Source organism: Pseudomonas sp. NFIX10 (assembly GCF_900111955.1).
GTDB classification, from domain to species: domain Bacteria; phylum Pseudomonadota; class Gammaproteobacteria; order Pseudomonadales; family Pseudomonadaceae; genus Aquipseudomonas; species Aquipseudomonas fluorescens_AA.
In genome coordinates this window covers 129,968-149,473 of record NZ_FOKH01000003.1, presented here as the reverse complement: position 1 = coordinate 149,473, position 19,506 = coordinate 129,968, and the positions used below count along the sequence as shown (strand labels likewise).

18 protein-coding genes and 1 pseudogene are annotated in these 19,506 nt (G+C 62.9%); 15 read left to right on the top strand and 4 right to left on the bottom strand.

The features are described 5' to 3' along the window. The first annotated feature begins 194 nt into the window (after positions 1–194). Genes BM321_RS04185 through phnE form a run of 4 tightly spaced genes read left to right on the top strand, consistent with a single transcriptional unit; the run spans position 195 to position 3,428 of the window. Positions 195–1,046, top strand: a complete 852-nt coding sequence (locus BM321_RS04185; RefSeq protein ID WP_092204319.1) for a putative selenate ABC transporter substrate-binding protein — start codon at positions 195–197, stop codon at positions 1,044–1,046. Then, a complete protein-coding gene (locus BM321_RS04180) occupies positions 1,043–1,843 on the top strand; it encodes a phosphonate ABC transporter ATP-binding protein (RefSeq protein WP_092441621.1) in 801 nt (266 codons plus the stop codon). Before BM321_RS04185 ends, BM321_RS04180 begins: the two co-directional genes overlap by 4 nt. After that, a complete protein-coding gene (locus BM321_RS04175) occupies positions 1,837–2,664 on the top strand; it encodes a PhnE/PtxC family ABC transporter permease (protein ID WP_092441620.1) in 828 nt (275 codons plus the stop codon). The genes BM321_RS04180 and BM321_RS04175 overlap by 7 nt, the downstream gene beginning before the upstream one ends. Then, positions 2,661–3,428: a phosphonate ABC transporter, permease protein PhnE gene (phnE, locus tag BM321_RS04170; protein WP_092441619.1), complete on the top strand. Its 768-nt coding sequence runs from the start codon at positions 2,661–2,663 to the stop codon at positions 3,426–3,428. Before BM321_RS04175 ends, phnE begins: the two co-directional genes overlap by 4 nt. Positions 3,429–3,509: 81 nt before the next feature. Here phnE and BM321_RS04165 read toward each other — a convergent pair whose 3' ends face one another. Both BM321_RS04165 and BM321_RS04160 read right to left on the bottom strand, forming a co-directional pair. Beyond that, positions 3,510–4,169, bottom strand: a complete 660-nt coding sequence (locus tag BM321_RS04165; protein WP_092204315.1) for an NADPH-dependent F420 reductase — start codon at positions 4,167–4,169, stop codon at positions 3,510–3,512. A 35-nt stretch (positions 4,170–4,204) separates the two neighbouring features. Continuing rightward, entirely contained in the window at positions 4,205–4,930 is a 726-nt protein-coding gene (locus BM321_RS04160; protein ID WP_256573368.1) for an SDR family NAD(P)-dependent oxidoreductase, read from the bottom strand. Between the two features lie 184 nt (positions 4,931–5,114). On the opposite strand from BM321_RS04160, the gene BM321_RS04155 reads away from it, so the two are divergent. Continuing rightward, positions 5,115–5,726 (top strand): TetR/AcrR family transcriptional regulator, encoded by a 612-nt coding sequence (locus tag BM321_RS04155; RefSeq protein WP_092441618.1) that lies wholly within the window; start codon positions 5,115–5,117, stop codon positions 5,724–5,726. A gap of 7 nt (positions 5,727–5,733) precedes the next feature. Here the strand turns inward: BM321_RS04155 and BM321_RS04150 are convergent, their stop codons facing one another. Beyond that, a complete protein-coding gene (locus BM321_RS04150; RefSeq protein ID WP_092441617.1) occupies positions 5,734–6,657 on the bottom strand; it encodes a LysR family transcriptional regulator in 924 nt (307 codons plus the stop codon). Positions 6,658–6,771: 114 nt separating this feature from the next. Between BM321_RS04150 and BM321_RS04145 the strand changes: the two genes are divergently transcribed. From BM321_RS04145 to BM321_RS04105, 10 genes and pseudogenes are all read left to right on the top strand, one after another. Then, complete coding sequence (locus BM321_RS04145) at positions 6,772–7,767, top strand: aldo/keto reductase (protein ID WP_092441616.1); 996 nt, start codon at positions 6,772–6,774, stop codon at positions 7,765–7,767. 122 nt (positions 7,768–7,889) lie between these two features. Then, the gene (locus BM321_RS04140; RefSeq protein ID WP_092441615.1) at positions 7,890–8,648 is read left to right on the top strand and encodes a substrate-binding periplasmic protein; all 759 of its coding nucleotides are present in this window, start codon (positions 7,890–7,892) and stop codon (positions 8,646–8,648) included. A gap of 1 nt (position 8,649) precedes the next feature. Further along, positions 8,650–9,993, top strand: coding sequence for a GGDEF domain-containing protein (locus BM321_RS04135; RefSeq protein ID WP_092441614.1), 1,344 nt, complete (start codon positions 8,650–8,652; stop codon positions 9,991–9,993). A gap of 28 nt (positions 9,994–10,021) precedes the next feature. Continuing rightward, positions 10,022–10,756 carry a substrate-binding periplasmic protein gene (locus tag BM321_RS04130; protein ID WP_092441613.1) on the top strand — a complete coding sequence of 245 codons (735 nt, stop codon included), beginning with the start codon at positions 10,022–10,024 and terminating at the stop codon, positions 10,754–10,756. Between the two features lie 43 nt (positions 10,757–10,799). Next, positions 10,800–11,639, top strand: a complete 840-nt coding sequence (gene yghU, locus BM321_RS04125; RefSeq protein ID WP_092441612.1) for a glutathione-dependent disulfide-bond oxidoreductase — start codon at positions 10,800–10,802, stop codon at positions 11,637–11,639. A gap of 426 nt (positions 11,640–12,065) precedes the next feature. Next, a pseudogene (locus BM321_RS31175) lies at positions 12,066–13,493 on the top strand (FIST signal transduction protein); the annotation flags it as partial. 195 nt (positions 13,494–13,688) lie between these two features. Beyond that, the gene (locus BM321_RS31170; protein ID WP_371856610.1) at positions 13,689–14,366 is read left to right on the top strand and encodes a methyl-accepting chemotaxis protein; all 678 of its coding nucleotides are present in this window, start codon (positions 13,689–13,691) and stop codon (positions 14,364–14,366) included. 318 nt (positions 14,367–14,684) lie between these two features. After that, on the top strand, positions 14,685–15,752 hold the full coding sequence (locus tag BM321_RS04115) for a phosphotransferase family protein (protein ID WP_092441610.1): 1,068 nt from the start codon (positions 14,685–14,687) through the stop codon (positions 15,750–15,752). A 23-nt stretch (positions 15,753–15,775) separates the two neighbouring features. Then, positions 15,776–16,543, top strand: coding sequence for an SDR family oxidoreductase (locus BM321_RS04110; RefSeq protein ID WP_003180553.1), 768 nt, complete (start codon positions 15,776–15,778; stop codon positions 16,541–16,543). A 230-nt stretch (positions 16,544–16,773) separates the two neighbouring features. Then, the gene (locus BM321_RS04105; protein WP_092441609.1) at positions 16,774–17,889 is read left to right on the top strand and encodes a Gfo/Idh/MocA family protein; all 1,116 of its coding nucleotides are present in this window, start codon (positions 16,774–16,776) and stop codon (positions 17,887–17,889) included. A gap of 171 nt (positions 17,890–18,060) precedes the next feature. Here BM321_RS04105 and BM321_RS04100 read toward each other — a convergent pair whose 3' ends face one another. Continuing rightward, positions 18,061–19,500 (bottom strand): FAD/NAD(P)-binding protein, encoded by a 1,440-nt coding sequence (locus BM321_RS04100; protein WP_092441608.1) that lies wholly within the window; start codon positions 19,498–19,500, stop codon positions 18,061–18,063. Between the last annotated feature and the right edge of the window lie 6 nt (positions 19,501–19,506).

Below are 19,506 nucleotides of genomic sequence, written 5' to 3'. Positions count from 1 at the left end.
TGTTCGCCGGGGCCTCACCTGACAGAGGCCTCGGTTCTCCCGTTCACCACAGCTCCCCACAGGGGACTGGGTGAGTTCACAACCAGAAACGGTTAACATCCCTCTCCTTCGTCTACCCTCACAGAACGGCGTACCGCCCTCCATGTGGGCGTGATGCTTCGACATTCCTTGCCTTTCTCTACCGGAGATCTTCCATGCTCAAGCCTTCCCTGGCATTGGCCGCTGGTGTTGCCCTGTCGTTTTGCAGCTGGCTGGCGCAGGCCGCCGACACCCTGAAAGTCAGCGCGATTCCCGATGAGGCCCCGACCGAGCTGCTGCGCAAATTCAAGCCGCTGGGGGCTTACCTGGAACAGCAAACCGGCATGAAGGTCGAGTTCGTCCCCGTGAGCGACTACCCGGCCGTGGTCGAGGCACTGGCCACCGACCGGATCGACATGGCATGGCTGGGGGGCTTCACCTTCGTCCAGGCACGCCTGAAAACCGGCAACGCCATCCCGCTGGTCCAGCGCGAACAGGACGCCCAGTTCACCAGCAAATTCATCACCGCCGACCCGACCGTCAAATCCCTGGCCGACCTCAAGGGCAAGACCTTCGCCTTCGGTTCGGTATCGTCGACATCCGGCAGTCTCATGCCGCGCTATTTCATGCTCCAGGACGGCATCAAGCCAGAGAGCTACTTCAGCCGTGTCGGCTATTCGGGCGCCCACGACGCCACCGTCGCCTGGGTCCAGGCCGGCAAGGTCGACGCCGGGGTACTGAACGCCAGCGTCTGGGAAAAACTGGTCGCCGCCGGCAAGGTCGACACGAACAAGGTCAAGGTCTTCGCCACCACCCCAGCCTACTTCGACTACAACTGGACAGTGCGCGGAACCCTCGACCCCGCGTTGGCGGCCAAGATCAAGGCCGCCTTCCTCGCACTCGACCCGGCCAACCCGAAGGACAAGGAAATCCTCGACCTGCAAGCCGCCAGCCGCTTCATCGAAACCAAGCCTGAGAACTACAAGGGCATCGAGGAAGCCGCACGCGCCGCCGAACTGCTCAAATGACCCTGCGACTGACCCAGGTCAGCGTTACCCATGCCAACGGCGTCCAGGCGCTGCGTGGCGTGGACTTGCACATCGGCGCGAACGAACAGGTCGCCATCATCGGCCCGTCCGGCGCGGGGAAATCCAGCTTGCTCAATGTACTGGCCACTGCCCTGCAACCGGGTAGCGGCGACACGCAAATATTGGGCGAGCGCGCCTGGCAATTGTCTGCCCGCCAGCGCCAGCACTTACGGGCGCGCATTGGCCTGGTCCATCAAGCGCCGCCGCTCCCGCCGCGCCAACGTGTGGTCACCGCCGTGCTGGCCGGCAAGCTGGGACAATGGGGTCTCGGCAAGAGCCTGCTGAACCTGTTGTACCCGCTGGATGTGCCGGGCGCACGCGCGGCACTGGCCAGGCTGGACCTGGGCGACAAATTGTTCGCCCAGTGCCAGCAACTGTCCGGCGGACAACTGCAGCGCGTGGGCATTGCCCGCGTGCTGTACCAGGCGCCCGAGGTGTTGTTGGCCGATGAACCGGTTTCGGCGATGGATCCGGTACTGGCCGGGCATACGCTGTCGGTGCTCTGCCGTCATGCCCGGGAGCACAACGTCACCCTGGTCGCCAGCCTGCATGCGGTAGAGCTGGCCCTCGAGCACTTTTCCAGGATCATCGGCCTGCGTGACGGACAGGTTCTCTTCGACCTGCCGGCTAGCGCCATCGACCGTGCGTTGCTCGACAAGCTCTACGCCAACGAACAGTTGCAGTCGTCTTCGCCGCTGCCTTTGCCGTCCCTGAGCGTGCAGATACCCCGATGCTGACACGCGATACCCGAGATCCCGCCAGCCGACCGCGCCTGCTGCTCAGTCTGCTTGCCCTTGTCCTGTTGTGGCCGGGCATCCGCTACAGCGAACTGGACCTGCGGGTGCTACTGGCGAGTGACAGTCAAAGCGAGATGGGCCGTTTCGTGTCAGCCTTCTGGCCCCCGGCCCATGGCGAGGAATTCCTTGCGTTGCTCTGGCAGGCCACCCTGCAAACCCTGGCCATCGCAACGGCCGGCATGGCCCTGGCGTTGCTGCTGGCGGTACCCGCCAGCCTGTTGGCCAGCCGCGCCCTGTCGCTGTCGGCAGCCTCCCGAGGCGGCCACCCCAGCCCCGGCGGACAGTGGCTGCGCTGGCCGGTTCGTGGCCTGCTGATCTTCCTGCGCAGCGTCCCGGAAATCGTCTGGGCCCTGCTCTTCGTGCGCGCGGTCGGCCTCGGCCCGACGGCGGGCGTATTGGCCATCGCCATTACCTACAGCGGCATGCTGGGCAAGGTCTACGCGGAAATCTACGAGTCGGTGGACCAGCGCCCGGCCCACGCGCTGTTGCGGTCAGGCAGCGGTCGGCTCGCCGCCTTCTGCTACGGGATCCTGCCCAATGTCGCCGCGGAACTGTTGTCCTACACGGTTTACCGCTGGGAATGTGCCATCCGCGCCTCGGTGGTGATGGGCTTCGTCGGCGCCGGCGGCCTGGGCCAGCAAATGGACCTGTCGCTGCGAATGTTCGCTGGCGGCGAAGTGGCCAGCCTGCTGCTGACGTTCCTGTTGCTGGTACTGCTTGCCGATCAACTCAGCCGCCTGCTGCGCTGGAGGCTGGCATGAATCGCCTGTTCAATCTGGTGCTGCTCCTGGCCATCGGCGCGGCCGTCATGACATCGTTCCTTTACCTGGGCATCGACCTGGGCATGCTGGGCGACAACGGCAACCTGGCGCGGATGGGCGCTTATGCGCAGCGCTTTCTCAGCCCGGACCTGAGCCCGGGCCATCTGAAAGCGATCGGTCACGGCGCCCTGGAAACCCTCGCCATGTCCGCCCTCGGTACCCTGCTCGCCGCGGTGTTCGGCCTGCTGTTGGCCTTGCCTGCGGCCGGACGCTTCGGCTGGCCTTTGCAGAGTGCCTCGCGCCTGATACTCAACGCCTTGCGCGCGGTTCCGGAGTTGGTCTGGGCCGCACTGATGGTCCTGGCCGCCGGGCTCGGTCCCAATGCCGGCACCCTGGCGCTCGCCCTGCACACCACTGGCGTACTCGGTCGCCTGTTCGCCGAGGCGCTGGAAAATACCCCTTCCGAACCGGCCGACGCCATCCGTTTGCAAGGCGGCAACGCCGTATTGGCGTTCTGCTACGGGACACTGCCCAACCTGATGCCGCAACTGCTGGCCTACGTCCTGTATCGCTGGGAAAACAACATCCGCATGGCCAGCGTGCTCGGCTTTGTCGGTGCCGGAGGGCTTGGGCAAATGCTTTATGTCAGCCTCAGCCTGTTCCAGGAGGCCCAGGGCAGCACGGTCATCCTGGCGATGCTCCTATTGGTACTCGGCGTCGATACCTTGAGCGGCTGGAGCCGCCAGCGTTGGGTCAAGGCTTGAATGACGCGGGCGCGCTCAATACCCCGGGCAGCCTGCGCGAACACCCGGCCGCCCAGGCGTCCGAGGTGTTCATCGGTACGTTCACCCTACGGCAGAAGCCTTGACGAGACGCGCCTTGGCAAGGTTGGCGAGCAGCTCGGATCGGCTCTGGCGCTCTTGCTTCCATGCCGGCTGTCCGGGGGCGCTGCGCCACGACTCGCTCAACGGGCTGTTATCCACCGTGTCGAAACCGAACTGGTCGTACAGGCGCGTGACGATCTCCAACGCATCGGCATAATCGCTGGAAGCTGACAGGGCCAGCCGGTCGGGAGAGCCGGCCGGCCTGCCCCACGTGAGGATCCGGGGCGCCTGGATGTGGGTGAACGCCTTGACCACCCGGGAGGTGGGCAGTTGCTCCTGGCGAAGCTCATGGACGGTCTTTTGCCCCGAATCGATGACCGGGATATGGCCGTCACGCCAGACCATGTAGTTATTCGTGTCGAGCACGACCTTCCCTGCAAGCGCCTCCACGGGCATGTCGTTGTCGACCTTGAGCGGGACGGCCACGATAACGAAATCGCCCGCCGCGGCCGCGCCTGCAGCCGTCGCCGCACGCGCCGACGGCCCCAGCGCCTCGACCAGCCCGCGCAACGTCTCGGGGCCTCGCGAGTTGGCAATGACAACCTCATAGCCGTTCGCAATGGCCGCTCGCGCGATATGGCTGCCAACTTCGCCAGCCCCGATGATGCCGATAGTGGTCATGAGTCATTCACCTCAGTGTTGGATCGGGCGCGGGGTCAGATGCTCAAACCGCCAGCCACATCGATGGCGCTGCCCGTGATATAGGCACCGTTCGGCCCGGCCAGGAAACACACCGTGGCCGCCACTTCTTCGAGCGTGGCGATGCGGCGGATGGGGTGCAGGTCGAGGATCGCCTCGGGCACGCCGTCGCCGAGCACTTGTGCCGCCATGTCGGTCGGCATGATGCCGGGCTGGACGACGTTGACCGTGATATTGCGCGGCCCCAGATCCCGTGCGACACCCTTGGCATAGCCGACGATGGCCGCCTTGGTCCCGGCATAATCGGCCGCTCCGGCAAACGGTACGTGACCGCCCAGGAGCGAGCCGATGAAGATGATCCGACCGCCGTCCGACAGCACCGCAGCCGCCGCACGCGTGGTCGCCACCGCGCCCATGACGTTGATCTGCCACTGGCGATCGAGATTGACGGTGTCGAGATCGGGGTCATCGACCGTCTTGCCCTGGACAGCGATCGCCGCGTTGTTCACCAGGATGTCGAGCTTGCCGAAATGCGCGATCACCTCGTCGATCAACGGCTTGGCCGCCGTGCTGTCGGCCTGGTCGCTCTGGATGGCACGGGCACGGACGCCTTGCGCCTCAAGTTTTTCCACCACGGCCTTGGCCTTCTCGGCCGAGGCCACGTAGCTGATCGCAACATCCGCCCCTAGTTCGGCGAGCGCCTGCGCGAGGGTCGCACCGAGCCCTCGGGAACCACCTGTCACGAGCGCAACCTTGCCTGCCAGTAATTTCTGCATGGGTAAATCCTCTTCATGAATGCCTGAACGCCCTCGCCAAGAAGGCACTTGCCAACCGTAACGAGCGTTAGCGTAACGAACAGTATGAATTTGGACAGAGACCGTCAAGCAGTTTAATATCGATCGTTATGAAAAAGCCGGGGGTGATCTGATGGGGCGTCAACGCGAGTTCGACGTGGATACGGCGCTGGACGCGGCGCTTTGCGTATTCTGGCGCAAAGGTTACGAGGGCGCGTCTTACACCGACCTGACGCAAGCCACCGGGGTGGAACGCCCGGCGCTCTACTCCGCGTTCGGCAACAAGGAATCGCTGTTCCTCCGGGCACTCGAGCGCTACTACGCGCGTTACCTGGATTTCTTTCCGGCAGCGCTGGAACAACCCACTTCACGCGACGTCGCCGCCTACATTCTTCGCGGGGCTGTCGAGGTGAATACGCGCTACCCGGACCGCAAGGGCTGCCTTGGCATTCATGGCGCGTTGGCCGGCTCGGACGATGCCGAGCCCATCCGCCAGGCCTTGATCGACGCACGCGCAGCCGGAGAAGCGTCGCTGCGGGAGCGCTTCGAACGGGCGAAGACGGAGGGTGATCTGCCGGAATCGGCCAACTGCACGGCGCTGGCCGCGTTCGTGATGGCCATGACCCACGGAATGGCCGTTCAAGCCAAAGCCGGATTCACCCGCGAGATCCTGGAGGCGGTTGTCGAGCAGGCGTTGTCGACCTGGCCGTCCAACCCTGCAAGCGAGCCCAGGGCGAATCAATGATTGGCCGTCAGACTCGCACCATCAACGCCGGCTGCGTATCCGCCACGCCATGCAATAACTCGATCACCCAATCGATAAATACCCGCACCCGTGGCGACAGCTGCCGATGGGGCGGGTACACCGCCGATATGGGCCAGGTCGGCACGCGGTACTTATCCAGCACTTCAACCAGGTGGCCCTCGGCCAATTGCCGTTGCACGTGGTAACGCGGCACCTGTATCAAGCCCAATCCCGCTTCGCAGGCGGTCACGTAGGCATCGGCATTGTTGACGGTCAGTTCACCGCTCAATAGCCATTCGCGTACCTGCCCCGCCACCTCGAATTCGAACGGGAAGAAGCGGCCATTGCCCGTCGCAAAACAGATGGCGCGATGGGCCGCCAGGTCGTCCAACCCCCGGGGCGTGCCCAAGCGTGCCAGGTAGTCGGGGCTGGCGCAGGTCAGTTGATGCAGCCGCACGATAGGCCGGGCCACCAAGGCCTGGTCAACGACATGCCCAGCGCGGATCGCGCAATCCACGCCTTCGCGCTGCAGATGAACCTGGCGATCGTGGAAACCGATGTCCAGTTGCAGCGCCGGGTAGCGCCGGTAGAAATCCGGCAGGCGCGGCAGGATCCAGGTGCAACCGAAAGCGATCGGCATGTCCACCTTCAACGTACCGCGAGGCTGGCTCCTTTGCGCCGACAACGAGCTCTCAAGGTCAGCGAGGTCGTCCAGCAACTGGCCGCTGCGTTGGTAATACGCTTCGCCGTCCAGTGTCGCGCGCACCTGGCGGGTGGTGCGCTGTAGCAACTGCACACCGAGGTGAGCTTCCAACTGCTGGATCAACAGGCTGACGGTGGCACGGGGTAATCCAAGGTCATCGGCCGCCTTGCCGAAGCCGCCCAGCTCCACAATGCGTCGGAACACCTGCATGGCATGTAGTCGGTCCAATGTGCGCCTCACTATTCAGGAATCACGAATAGTTAAATCAATATTCGTGTATTTATCCAGAAAAACGCTTATCAGACACTGAACGGGTCGTTCATATCCAGGAGTCAAAACATCATGAAGACCCGCCAACTCGGCCAATACGGCCCTAACGTTTCGTCCATCGGCCTGGGCTGCATGGGCATGTCGGACTTCTACACCACGGGCGTGGACGAGGCAGAAGCGATTGCCACGCTCCACCGCGCCCTGGAATTGGGCGTGACACTGTTCGACACCGCCGACATGTACGGGCCCTACACCAATGAGCAATTGCTGGGACGCGCCCTGCGGGGCAAACGGCAAAGCCTCTACCTGGCCAGCAAGTTCGGCCTGGTGCGCAGCAGCGATCCCCATGCCCGGGGCGTCAATGGCCGTCCCGAATACGTCCGGCAATCGATCGAGGGCAGCCTCAAGCGCCTCGAAACCGACTACCTCGATCTTTACTACCAACACCGCATCGATCCCGAAGTGCCCGTCGAGGAAACCGTCGGCGCCATGGCCGAGCTGGTCAAGGCCGGCAAGGTCCGCCATATCGGCATCTCGGAGGCCAGCGTCGAGACCATCCAACGGGCCCACGCCGTGCATCCGCTGGCAGCGGTGCAAAGCGAATACTCGTTGTGGTCCCGCGAGCCTGAACACAATGGCGTGCTCGATACCTGCAAGCGCCTGGGCATTGCGTTCGTTGCCTACAGCCCCTTGGGCCGAGGCTTTCTGACCGGCGAGCTGAAATCGCCGGAAGACTTTGCCGCCGACGATTACCGCCGCTTCAGCCCACGCTTCCAGGCCGACAACTTCAAGCGCAACCTGGCGCTGGTCGAACGGGTCAAGGCCTTGGCCGCGGACAAGGGCATCAGCGCCTCGCAACTGGCCCTGGGTTGGGTATTGGCCCAGGGTGACCACGTCATTCCGATCCCGGGCACAAAACAGCGCAAGTATCTGGAGAGCAATGTGGCGGCGGCTTCAGTGGTATTGAGCGCTGACGAACTGGCCCAGTTGGATGGGATTTTCGCAGGCGAAGGTGTGGTGGCGGGCGACCGATACCAGGCGCAGACGATGACGTTGTTGAACGGTTGATCCATCGGCTGGGCTGTCGGTTTCGACAGGCCGGACTCAAGCAGGCGCCAGCCCAGCCGATAACCCTATCAATATAGTCCCAGGCCTCGCCGGGCTCTGCCAGTTGCATAGGGTAACGATCAATGAGCTTGTCGCTGAATCGCCTGCTGACGTGGGGCGTCGTGATGTTCCTCACTGCAAGCGCTTGCGCGGCAGAGACACCCCTGCGCATCGTGACGGAGGAGCTGCCGCCCTACAACATGACGCAGAACGGACGCGTGACCGGCATGAGCACCGAAGTGGTCCAGGCCGTGCTCAAGGAGGTCGGCCTGGACGCGCCTATCCAGCCCATGCCCTGGGCCCGGGCCTACGAGCTGGCGCTCAACGAAAACAATGTGTTGATCTATTCGATCGTCCGCACGCCTGCACGCGAATCGCTTTTCCAGTGGGTAGGCACCATTGGCCCGACGCAGTGGTACATCTACTCGCTGGCAGACCGGCCGGTAAAACTCGACTCGCTGGCCGACGCCCATGGTCACCAGATCGCCACGGTCAATCAGGACGTGGGCGAGCAATACCTGGTCTCGAAGGGTTTTCGCATCGGCGAGGAACTGCAGTCGAGCACCAAGTACGAACACAACTACCGCAAGCTCAAGGTCGATCACGTGGAGCTGTGGATTTCCAACGAGCTCAACGCGCTGTACCTGACTCGCCAGAATGGCGAAGACCCGGACAAGGTGCTGATCCGCTCGCTGGCGCTTCCCGAACTGAGCAGCCCAGACGGCCTGAGCATGGCGTTCAGCCGCAAGACGCCGGCCGAGACGGTGGAGAAATTCCGCGCCGGCCTTGAGACCATCCGTCGCAATGGGGTCTACGACGCCATCCTGCACAAATGGTTATGACATGGGGGACTCTTTCCGCACGGCGGCGTCCCAGCCACCACCGACCCAGGCGTTCAGCTCCCTGGGCCGGCGCCTGGTGCTGGCAACGCTGTTGTTCTGCCTGCTCTTCACCCTGGCGATGGTCACCTGGCGCACCTGGCTGGCCTGGGAAAACAACCTGGCGGAAATGAATTCGGAGCTGGCCCTGATCGATCAGGTGTTCCAGAACACCTTGGCCTACGCCATCTGGGAACTGGACCGCGAATCCCTCGACCAGCAAATCACCAGCGTCGCCGCGGCGGCGCCCGTGGGGCGCGTGGTGTTGAACATCCTGCGCCCCGGGCAAGCACCGGAAGTCATCGAACTCAATCGATACGCCGTCGATCAATCGGGCGTGGTGCCGGTGCTGCATCGCCAGCTCATCGCCGAGCCCTACGCCGGGGCCCATGAGAAAGTTGGTGAACTGACCATCGAAGGCGACAACAACCTGCTGTGGGAGCGTCTCTGGAGCGAAGCACGCAGCATCGTCATCACCCAGCTCATCCAGTCCTTGCTGCTGGCCGGGTTGGTCATGACCATGTTCAACCGCCTGGTGACCGTGCATGTGGTGCATATCGCCCGTCACCTGGGCGAACTCGCGCCGCATACCCTCAAACATCACCTCAAGCTGCAACGGGCGGTGAATCGCCAGGACGAACTGAGCCTGCTGGAATTCCAGGTCAATGAACTCCAGGACAATCTGTACGCCCACCTCGAACGCCAGCATTCGGACGAACTGGCCCTGGCCGCCAGCCGCGATCAAATGGCCGAACTGGTGGAGGCCCGCACCGCGGAACTGAAAGCGGCCAACCAATCGCTCGAAGCGCTGTCCCGTCACGATGCCTTGACGGGCCTGGCCAATCGTCGCTACTTCGACGAACTGAAGGAAATCGAGTTTCGTCGGGCAATCCGCCACAACACCCCGCTGGCCGTGCTCATGTGCGACGTCGATTTCTTCAAGATCTACAACGACACCTACGGCCACATGCAGGGCGATCTGTGCCTGAAAGAAATCGCAGAGACCCTGCGCAGCGTGTTCGGCCGCTCTGGCGAACTGACCGCCCGCGTGGGCGGCGAAGAGTTCGTCGTGGTCCTGCCCAATGTCGACGCCGCACAGGCCTGCCAAGCGGCTCAACGCTTTCGCACCTGCCTGGCGGAACGTGAGCTGCCCCATAGCGGCTCCAAGGTCTCGTCCTTTGTCACCGTGAGCATCGGCGTTGCCGAACTGGACCTGGAGACCATGGACCATTTCGATCAATTGCTGCAACGCGCCGACCAGGCGTTGTATCGGGCCAAACACCAGGGACGCGACCGCGTCGCCCTGTAACGACCACCGCGCGCCATGAGGTCTGCATATGCACATTCGCCTGACACTCTGCTCATGCCTGCTACTGGCCTCGATCAGCCTGGCAAGCCACGCCGGCACAATCGAAGTCGTCACCGAAGACTCCCTGTACGCCTATCAGCGTGACGACAAGGTCGTCGGGCCGGGCATTCGCATTGCCGAGGAGACACTGAGAAACGCGCAGCTCACCGACTACAGCCTGTCGCTGTACCCGTGGGCCCGGGCCTACGAAAAAGCGCTGCACGAGCCCAATGTACTGATCTTCCCGCTGGACCGCACCCCGGCCCGCGAGACATTGTTCAAATGGGTGGGTGAAATACATCGGGTGGCGAGCCGACTCTATAAACTGCGTGATAACCGCGACATCACCGTCAGCAGCCTCGAGCAGGCCAAGCAGTACAGCATCGGCGTGGTGCGAAACGACGCCAAGCAGATTTACCTGCAGCAGCGCGGGTTCACCCGGCTGGTCATCTCGGCCAACAACCACGACAACTTTCAGAAACTGCTCAATCGCCAGATCCAATTGCTGCCGATGCCGGAGAACACCGCACGCCTGATGAGCAAGGATGCGCAAGTGGATTTCGCTTCGCTGGAAGAGGTCTATATCCTCGACGAACAACCCCATAGGGTCCACTTGGCCTTCAGCCTGAGCACGCCGGACGAAGTCGTCGCCAAGGCCCAACGCGCCTTCGAAGAACTCAAGGCTTCCGGTGAAGTCGCACGCATCATGAGCGAACAGCGGTAGACTCTGGGGGATCACACCACAAGCAACGATGAGGTATGTCCCGATGAGTAAAGCGTCCTACGTTCCGCCCAAGGTCTGGAAAAACGACGCCCCGTCTGGCGGCCATTTCGCCAGCATCAACCGCCCTGTCGCCGGGCCGACCCATGACAAAACCTTGCCGGTTGGCAAGCACCCGCTGCAGCTCTATTCCCTGGCCACGCCCAACGGCGTGAAGGTGACCATCCTGCTGGAGGAACTGCTGGCGCTGGGTCATACGGGCGCGGAGTACGATGCCTGGCTGATCCGCATCAACGAGGGCGACCAGTTCTCCAGCGGCTTTGTCGAGATCAACCCCAACTCCAAGATCCCGGCCCTGCTGGACCGCAGCGTGGAACCCGCCATTCGGGTCTTCGAATCCGGCTCGATCCTGCTTCACCTGGCGGAAAAATTCGGCGCCTTCCTGCCCACCGATCCGGCGGGCCGCACCGAAACACTGAACTGGCTGTTCTGGCAGATGGGCTCTGCCCCGTACCTGGGCGGTGGCTTCGGGCATTTCTACGCGTATGCGCCGGAGAAACTCGAATACCCGATCAATCGCTTCACCATGGAAGCCAAGCGTCAACTCGACGTCCTGGACCGCCGCCTCGGTGAAAGCCAATACCTGGCAGGCAACGACTACACCATCGCCGACATCGCGGTCTGGCCCTGGTATGGCCAACTGGTGCGCAACAACGTGTACGGCGCCGCCGAATTCCTCAGTGCCCACGAATACACCCATGTGCAGCGCTGGGCGGAAGACATTGCCAAGCGCCCCGCCGTCCTGCGCGGACAGCGGGTCAACCGCACCTGGGGAGATGAGGCGAGCCAGGTGCCGGAGCGGCATGAGGCTGGGGATTTGGGCTGAGGCCAGGTCGCACGCCGGATCGCTGGTAAACCTGGGCTCCTCAACTGACACAGCCCCCTGTGGGAGGGAGCCTGCTCGCGATAGCGGTGGATCAGTTGGCACTGATGCTGGATGTGCCGACGTCTTCGCGAGCAAGCCCGCTCCCACATTGGATCGGGGTGAACCTCAGTTTATCGACTGGCACAGCCCCCACCTTGAATCGGGGGGTGAACCTCGCTTTCTCGACTTGCACAGCCCCCTGTGGGAGCGAGCCTGCTCGCGATAGCGGTGGATCAGTTGGCACTGATGCTGGATGTGCCGACGTTATCGCGAGCAAGCTCGCTCCCACATTGGATCGGGGGTGAACCTCGCTTTCTCGACTTGCACAGCCCCCTGTGGGAGCGAGCTTGCTCGCGATGGTGGTGGATCAGTTGGCCTTGATGCTGAATGTGCCGACGTTATCGCGAGCAAGCTCGCTCCCACAGTTTTTTATCCAGTATTCAGCGGTTGCAAATACTGATTTTTCCGCAGGTTTCCCAGGACCAATACGAAAGTCGCTATCCAACAGACGGAACAAACCCCAACCAAAAGCCCCTATGGACCGCCCCCGCAAATAGCACAAGCTCACGCCCATACAAGTCCCCAGCCGTGATCGCTACAGGGAAAGGACTCCGCACGCATACCTCGTACGCGTCACGTCGCGCTCAACCGAGTCCCGCCATGAACCTATCGAATCTCTTCAACAAAGCCCGAGCCCGCACACAAGGGGCGGTCAGCGTGGCCTGCACGTTGAGCGAACTGGACCAGGCGCTGGCCAACGTACGCATCACACCAGTATTGATCGCCGGGTTTGTCTCCCCTCACCTGGACATCGACCGGGTCGCCGCCAAGGTCAAGCAGCGTTTTCCTCAAAGCACCATCAGCCTGTGCACGACGTCGGGTGAGCTGTGCAACGGTGCGAACACGCTGTACTGCCAGACCGGCGAGACCTGGGACCGGGTGGTGCTGCAGCTGTTTGACGCCAGTGTGATTGCGTCGGCCGAGGTGGTGATGGTGCCACTGGAGTGCGAGGACATTCGCGGTGACGGCAAGCGCCTGGCCATGCGTGAGCGAATCGCCCGATTGGTGAATAACATCAAGCAGGTGCAGGTGAGCACGCCCATTGACCATCGCGATACCTTGGCCTACGTGGTGTTCGATGGTCTTTCGGCTTCCGAATCGTTCTTTATGGAAGCGCTCTATGAATCAGGCCGTTTCCCCTGCCTGTTCGTCGGCGGCTCGGCCGGTGGGAAGGCGGATTTCAAGAAGACCTTGATCAGTGATGGGCAACGCAGTTACCAGAACCATGCGCAGATTGTCTTTCTGAAAACCGCGGCGGATGTGCGCTTCGGGGTGTTCAAGAGCCAGAACTTCCAACCTGCCGGGCTGACATTCAGCGTGCTGACCGCGTCGGTCGAAGACCGCACCATCGACCAGGTCATCGACAGCCGTGGAAACATCAAGAGCATGGTCCAGGCGCTGTGCGAGGCCTTCGAGTGCAGTGCCCAGGCGCTGGAAAAGAAGCTGGCCGATTATTCATTCGCTATCCGCGTGGGTGATGAGCTGTTCGTCCGTTCCATTGCCCGCATCGACCATCAGCAGCAGATCATCCAGTTGTTCTGCGACGTGGCGCCCGGCGAAGAGCTGGTGATGGTCAAGCGCACGCCCCTGCGCGAGGCGACCCGGCTCGACTACGAGAAATTCCTCAAGGGCAAAGGTGGCCAGCCGGTGGCCGCCATTCTCAACGATTGCATCCTGCGCCGGCTCAACAACAGCAGCGACCTGGGCAGCATGGCCGGTATTTTCGGGGATGTGCCTCTGGCCGGCTTCTCGACGTTTGGTGAAATCCTCGGTCTGAACCTTAACCAGACACTCACGGCGATTTTCTTCTTCAGGGTCACCAAGGGCGCCGGTTTTGTCGATGAGTACGTCGATCACTTCAGCACCCACTATGGCGAGTTCAAGGCATTTTTCCTGCGCCGCCAGATCAAGAAGCTGGCGGGTCTGAATCATGTCGTGGTCAAGCAGATCATGGCATTCAAGATGAATGACTTCAGCAGCGCCTTGGACACTCGCGGCCTGGACCAGACGATCCTGCCGGTGTTCGACGGCCTGACGGACCTGGGCCAGGTATTGGCGCAGGCCAGCCAGCAACAAGCGCTGATGGCGACGCAAATCAAGCATTACTCTGGCGAACTGCACCTGTCGATGGATGACCTGACGGGCACGATCGACCGGCAAAACAGCGTGGCCGGGCAGGCCGGCACCACCGTCGAGCAGCTTGCCACCCAAGCGGGTGAAGCGGTGGTCGGTGCCCGTGCGCTCGCCAGCTCGAGCTTGCGTATCCAGTCGATCGTACAGGTCATCCAGCAAATCGCCGGCCAGACCAACCTGTTGGCCCTCAACGCCGCCATCGAAGCAGCGCGGGCCGGTGAGATGGGCAGAGGCTTTGCGGTGGTGGCCGATGAGGTCCGCAAGCTTGCGGAAATCACCCGCCAGAATGCCGCGGAAATCGGCGTGGACATCGGCCTGCTCTCGACGGAGATCCAAGGCGTCGCCCAACAGATCGAAGACCAGTCCGTTGCCGTGAGCGCCCTGCGGGAGATGCTCGATGCCCTGGAAGACTCCAGCCGTACCACCGAAGGCACGGCACAACGCACGAAGGCCATCGCCGACACCTTGACCGGGCTGACCCACGCCAATGCGTGAGGCCGGGTCGCCCCGGCGGTGGATCGAAATTGGGTGATCACCACAATTCCCCTTGTGGGAGTTTGTGGTTGTTCACAAGTTGCATTGCAGGGTCGCGGTGCTACAGACTTGCGGGCATCCCATCGCGGCGGCTCCTTTGACAGCGACTCCCAGAACCATAGCTCGCCCGCTTCCGCCGCGCACGCCGCCATGCATCAAGCCCGCTGATTATCCGGCAACACGCTAACCTATAAGACCCTGGCGTGCTTGTGACGCCTCCCACGCGCCATTAGATTAGCCAATGATCGATGGCCTCCAAAATAAGCAGAAGGGATAAGCATGGCGTTTACTGATCAGTCCACCCGCGTGCGCGACGGTGAAGAACTCGATGCCAACCTGATCGACCCGTACCTCAAGGCCCACATTCCCGGCCTGACCGGCCTGCCACGGATCAGCCAGTTTCCCGGTGGCGCATCGAACCTGACCTACCTGCTGGAATACCCCGAACAGGAATTCGTCCTGCGTCGGCCGCCGTTCGGCCACAAGGCCAAGTCCGCCCACGACATGGGCCGTGAGTTCCGCATCCTCAACCAATTGCGCGAAGCGTTCCCGTACTGCCCCAAAGCCTATGTGCACTGCACCGACGAGTCGGTGATGGGCGCCGAGTTCTACGTGATGGAACGGGTCAAGGGCATCATCCTGCGCTCCGACCTGCCGCCGGAACTGGGTTTCGACGCCGCCCGCACCGAAGCGCTGTGCAAGAGCTTCATCGACCGGCTCGTCGAACTGCACCGCGTCGACTACACCGCTTGCGGCCTGGCCGACCTGGGCAAGCCCGAAGGCTACGTGGCCCGGCAGATCCGTGGCTGGAGCGACCGCTACGAAAAAGCCCTGACCCCCGATGCGCCGAAATGGGAGGCGGTCAAGGCCTGGCTCAATGACAAGACGCCCGCCGACCACCCCACTTCGAGCATCGTCCACAACGACTACCGCTTCGACAACGTGATCCTCGACCCGGAGAACCCGATGCAGATCATCGGTGTGCTGGACTGGGAACTGACCACGATCGGCGATCCCTTGATGGACCTGGGCAACAGCCTCGCCTACTGGATCGAGGCGGACGACCCGGCGCCGGTGCAACTGATGCGCCGCCAGCCGAGCCACGCCCCCGGCATGCTGACCCGCCGCGAATTCGTCGATTACTACGCCGAGCGCGCCGGGATCCGCATCGACAACTTCGACTTCTACTACACCTACGGCCTGTTCCGCCTGGCCGGGATCGTCCAGCAGATCTACTACCGCTTCTTCCACGGCCAGACCCAGGACAAACGCTTCGCGCAGTTCGTTCAGATGAACAAACTGCTGGAGCAGATGAGCCTGCAGGTCATCGGTAAATCCACGCTCTGAGCGCCCCATCACAAGGAAACAGCATGTCCAAGACCCAGTTGTTCGACCTCGACGGTAAAATCGCCTTCGTTTCCGGCGCCAGCCGCGGCATCGGCGAAGCCATCGCCAAACTGCTGGCCCAGCAAGGCGCCCATGTGATCGTGTCCAGCCGCAAGCTCGACGGTTGCCAGCACGTGGCCGATGCGATCATCGCCGCCGGCGGCAAGGCCACCGCCATCGCCTGCCACATCGGGGAAATGGAGCAGATCAGCCAGGTGTTCGCCGGTATCCGCGAACAGTTCGGGCGCCTGGACATCCTGGTGAACAACGCCGCCACCAACCCGCAGTTCTGCAACGTCCTGGACACCGACCTGGGTGCGTTCCAGAAAACCGTGGACGTGAACATCCGCGGCTATTTCTTCATGTCGGTGGAAGCCGGCAAGCTGATGCGTGAGAACGGCGGCGGCAGCATCATCAACGTGGCGTCGATCAACGGCATCTCGCCGGGGATCTTCCAGGGCATCTATTCGGTGACCAAGGCCGCGGTGATCAACATGACCAAGGTCTTCGCCAAGGAATGCGCGCAGTTCGGCATCCGTTGCAACGCCCTGCTGCCGGGCCTGACCGACACCAAGTTCGCCTCGGCGCTGGTCAAGAACGACGCCATCCTGAAAACCGCTCTGGCGCAGATCCCCCTCAAGCGCGTGGCCGACCCGAGCGAAATGGCCGGCGCGGTGCTGTACCTGGCCAGCGATGCGTCGAGCTACACCACGGGTGTGGCGTTGAATGTGGATGGTGGGTTCCTGTCCTGATAGCGAACGCCATGGCAGACCTGTGAGAACCCTGTGGAAGCGTGCTTGCTCGCGATGGCGGTGTGTCAGCCAAGATCTTTTTCACTGACACTCCGCCATCGCGAGCAAGCTCGCTCCCACAAGGGGATCCTCTGCGATCGCGAAATGAATATTTGTTCCAATATTTGCAATTAGCGAATATTTATTCCATAAAGAGCCTTCTGAAAATAACAATTCAAAGGGCTCTTCTCATGCGTGAACTCGGCATCGGTCTGATTGGCACCGGCTTCATGGGCCGTGCCCATGCCTTGGCGTTCCACAATGCCAAGGCAGTGTTCGACCTCCCCCTGAACCTGACACTCGCGGCCCTGGCCGACGCCGATCCACAGCGTGCCCGGCAGTGCGCCCAGAGTTGGGGATTCGAGACGGCCCACAGCGACTGGCAACGGCTGATCGACGACCCGAAGGTTCACCTGATCGCCATCACCACACCCAACCACCTGCACTTCCCGATGGCCATGGCGGCATTGGCGGCGGGCAAGCCAGTCTATTGTGAAAAGCCCCTGGCGGTGTCCCTGGAGCAGGCCGAGCAGATGCGCCAGACGGCTAAGGCCGCGGGGGTGGTGACGCGGGTCGGCTACAACTACCAGCACAACCCGATCATTCAGCAGGCGCGGGACATGATCCAACGCGGCGAACTGGGGCAGATCATCAGCTTCCAGGGTGAGTTCAGCGAAGACTTCATGGCCAATCCCGCTTCGCCGTGGTCATGGCGTTGCGAAGCGACCCACGCCGGTGGCGCACTGGCCGACCTGGGCAGCCACTTGCTGGCCATGGCCCGGCACTTGTTGGGCGATGTCGAGGCCGTGTGCGCCGACAGCCAGACCGTGCATCACCAACGCCCTGCCAGCGCCGGCAATGCCGAACAACGGGCCATCGCGGTGGACGACCACGTCCACGGGCTGCTGCGTTTCGCCAATGGCGCCCGGGGCACAGTGAGCAGCAGTTGGCTCAAGCATGGCTACAAGAACCACCTGAGTTTCGAGATCAGCGGCACCCTCGGCACATTGGCCTTCGATCAGGAACGGCTCAATGAACTGCGCCTGTGTCGCGCCGGCCAGCCAGGTTTCCAACGCCTGCTGGCCGGTCCGGACCTGCCCGGCTATGCCGCATTCAGCCCCGCCGCCGGACACCAGTTGGGCTACAACGAATTGAAGACGCTGGAGGTGCAGGAACTGATAATGGCCCTCGCTGGCGAAGGCGGCAGCGGCACGGACTTCGACGAGGCCTGGGAAGTGGAGCGGCTAGCGGCCGCGATACGCATCGCGGCGCGGGAGGAGCGTTGGGTCAAGGTCAGCGAGCTGTAACCGCTCACCTCAGTGAACACTTTTGTGGCGAGGGAGCTTGCTCCCGCTGGGTTGCGCAGCAACCCTAAAGAGACTGAATGCTGAATGCGACCAACCTGACACCCGGTGAATGGTTTTAGGGCTACTTCGTAGCCCAGCGGGAGCGAGCTCCCTCGCCACGGGGGACCGCGTTCACTGGGTTTGCAATTGAACCAACCGCCCCGCCAACGCCTTGGCCTGACTCGCCACGTCGGTCACGGCGGTGCTTTCCCACCACATCCCCCGCAGTGGCGGGCCCATGGCGAACAGGCGCTCGGCGGGTCTGCCTTCGGCATCCAGCACCGCACCATCGGCACGGGCGGCGATGCCCAGGGCCAGCGGCCCCGGCTGGATCAGCCCCCGGGCCAGCAACTGTTGCGGCAACGGCCGTGCCACGCGGCGCCAGTCGTACTCGATACCACTGGAGTTGATCAGTGCCGCGCCCTCCACCACCGTTAGCCCGGCCTCGCCCCGTCGGCGGATGTAGATACTTAATGCCCCTCCGACAGAAGGTACCAACCCCTTGAACGATGCCGCCTGAATCCGCAACCGCCCTTCCCCATGCAAACGCGCCACCAACTCCGCGCTCAACGGTGGCGAACGATGGTGATGACTCTCCCACCACGGCCGCACATGCCGCACGAACTGTCGGCGCTGCACGTCACTGGCCTGGTTCCACAAGCGCCCGATATGCGCACGCACGGTGTCCAGCGGCGCTTGCCAATCGATACCTTGAGCTTGGGCCTGGCGACATTGCTCGCGCAGGGCCCGCATCAACTGGCGCGGCGAACGCAAACTGTGATCTTCGGCGAGAAAATCCTGCCAGGCCGGCGGCTGGCGGCGCACGTGCGGCAACAGCCCATGGCGGGAAAACACCTCGATGGGGCCACGGTGCCCGGCCTGCTCCAGGGACACCACGGCATCGACCATGGTCAGGCCCGAGCCGATGATCAGCACCGTGGCCTGGGGATCGAGCTGGCGCATCGCGGCCACATCCCAGGGATCCAGGGCCGCGGCATTCAAGCCGCTGGATTCGGTTTGCGGGGTGCGCGCCGCCGGGAACATGCCGGTGGCCAGCACCGCGAAACCGCCTCGCAAGACTTGGCCGTCGGCAAGCGTAACCATCACGGCATCGTCGGCAAGCCGCAGATCCACAGCCTCCCCGCGCACATGCTCGGCGGTCGAACCGCTTCGTGCACCCAGCTCGCGGGCCTCGGCCAGGCGTTGCTGCACATAGAGGCCAAATATCCCCCGGGGTGGGAACAGCTCGCTGATCGGCACGTGCTGCTGATCCGACTCGGGCCAGCCGCCGGCTTCGATGAACGCGGTGAGCCATTGGGTCAGGTCGTCGGCGTTGTCCGGATCGACGCTCATGCGCGCCGCATTGCCGTTCAAAGTGTGCCCCAATTCCACGGCACTGTAGGCCTCGCCCCGGCCCAGTTCGCTGCGCGGCTCGACGATCAGCACCTTGCGCCGGCCCGGCAGGCGCAGCAATTGCGCCGCCAGCATGGTGCCGCTCAGGCCGCCGCCGATGATCAGGATATCGGCTTGGCGAGTGAAGTCGCTCGCCGGTCGATCCAACGCTGTGTCCATACCGCT

Bases quoted from the DNA above. Each gene is read 5' to 3' on its own strand.
- BM321_RS04185 (WP_092204319.1), top strand. From the start codon at position 195: ATGCTCAAGCCTTCCCTGGCATTGGCCGCTGGTGTTGCCCTGTCGTTT.
- BM321_RS04180 (WP_092441621.1), top strand. From the start codon at position 1,043: ATGACCCTGCGACTGACCCAGGTCAGCGTTACCCATGCCAACGGCGTC.
- BM321_RS04175 (WP_092441620.1), top strand. From the start codon at position 1,837: ATGCTGACACGCGATACCCGAGATCCCGCCAGCCGACCGCGCCTGCTG.
- phnE (WP_092441619.1), top strand. From the start codon at position 2,661: ATGAATCGCCTGTTCAATCTGGTGCTGCTCCTGGCCATCGGCGCGGCC.
- BM321_RS04165 (WP_092204315.1), bottom strand. From the start codon at position 4,169: ATGACCACTATCGGCATCATCGGGGCTGGCGAAGTTGGCAGCCATATC.
- BM321_RS04155 (WP_092441618.1), top strand. From the start codon at position 5,115: ATGGGGCGTCAACGCGAGTTCGACGTGGATACGGCGCTGGACGCGGCG.
- BM321_RS04145 (WP_092441616.1), top strand. From the start codon at position 6,772: ATGAAGACCCGCCAACTCGGCCAATACGGCCCTAACGTTTCGTCCATC.
- BM321_RS04140 (WP_092441615.1), top strand. From the start codon at position 7,890: ATGAGCTTGTCGCTGAATCGCCTGCTGACGTGGGGCGTCGTGATGTTC.
- BM321_RS04135 (WP_092441614.1), top strand. From the start codon at position 8,650: ATGGGGGACTCTTTCCGCACGGCGGCGTCCCAGCCACCACCGACCCAG.
- BM321_RS04130 (WP_092441613.1), top strand. From the start codon at position 10,022: ATGCACATTCGCCTGACACTCTGCTCATGCCTGCTACTGGCCTCGATC.
- yghU (WP_092441612.1), top strand. From the start codon at position 10,800: ATGAGTAAAGCGTCCTACGTTCCGCCCAAGGTCTGGAAAAACGACGCC.
- BM321_RS31170 (WP_371856610.1), top strand. From the start codon at position 13,689: ATGGCATTCAAGATGAATGACTTCAGCAGCGCCTTGGACACTCGCGGC.
- BM321_RS04115 (WP_092441610.1), top strand. From the start codon at position 14,685: ATGGCGTTTACTGATCAGTCCACCCGCGTGCGCGACGGTGAAGAACTC.
- BM321_RS04110 (WP_003180553.1), top strand. From the start codon at position 15,776: ATGTCCAAGACCCAGTTGTTCGACCTCGACGGTAAAATCGCCTTCGTT.
- BM321_RS04105 (WP_092441609.1), top strand. From the start codon at position 16,774: ATGCGTGAACTCGGCATCGGTCTGATTGGCACCGGCTTCATGGGCCGT.
- BM321_RS04100 (WP_092441608.1), bottom strand. From the start codon at position 19,500: ATGGACACAGCGTTGGATCGACCGGCGAGCGACTTCACTCGCCAAGCC.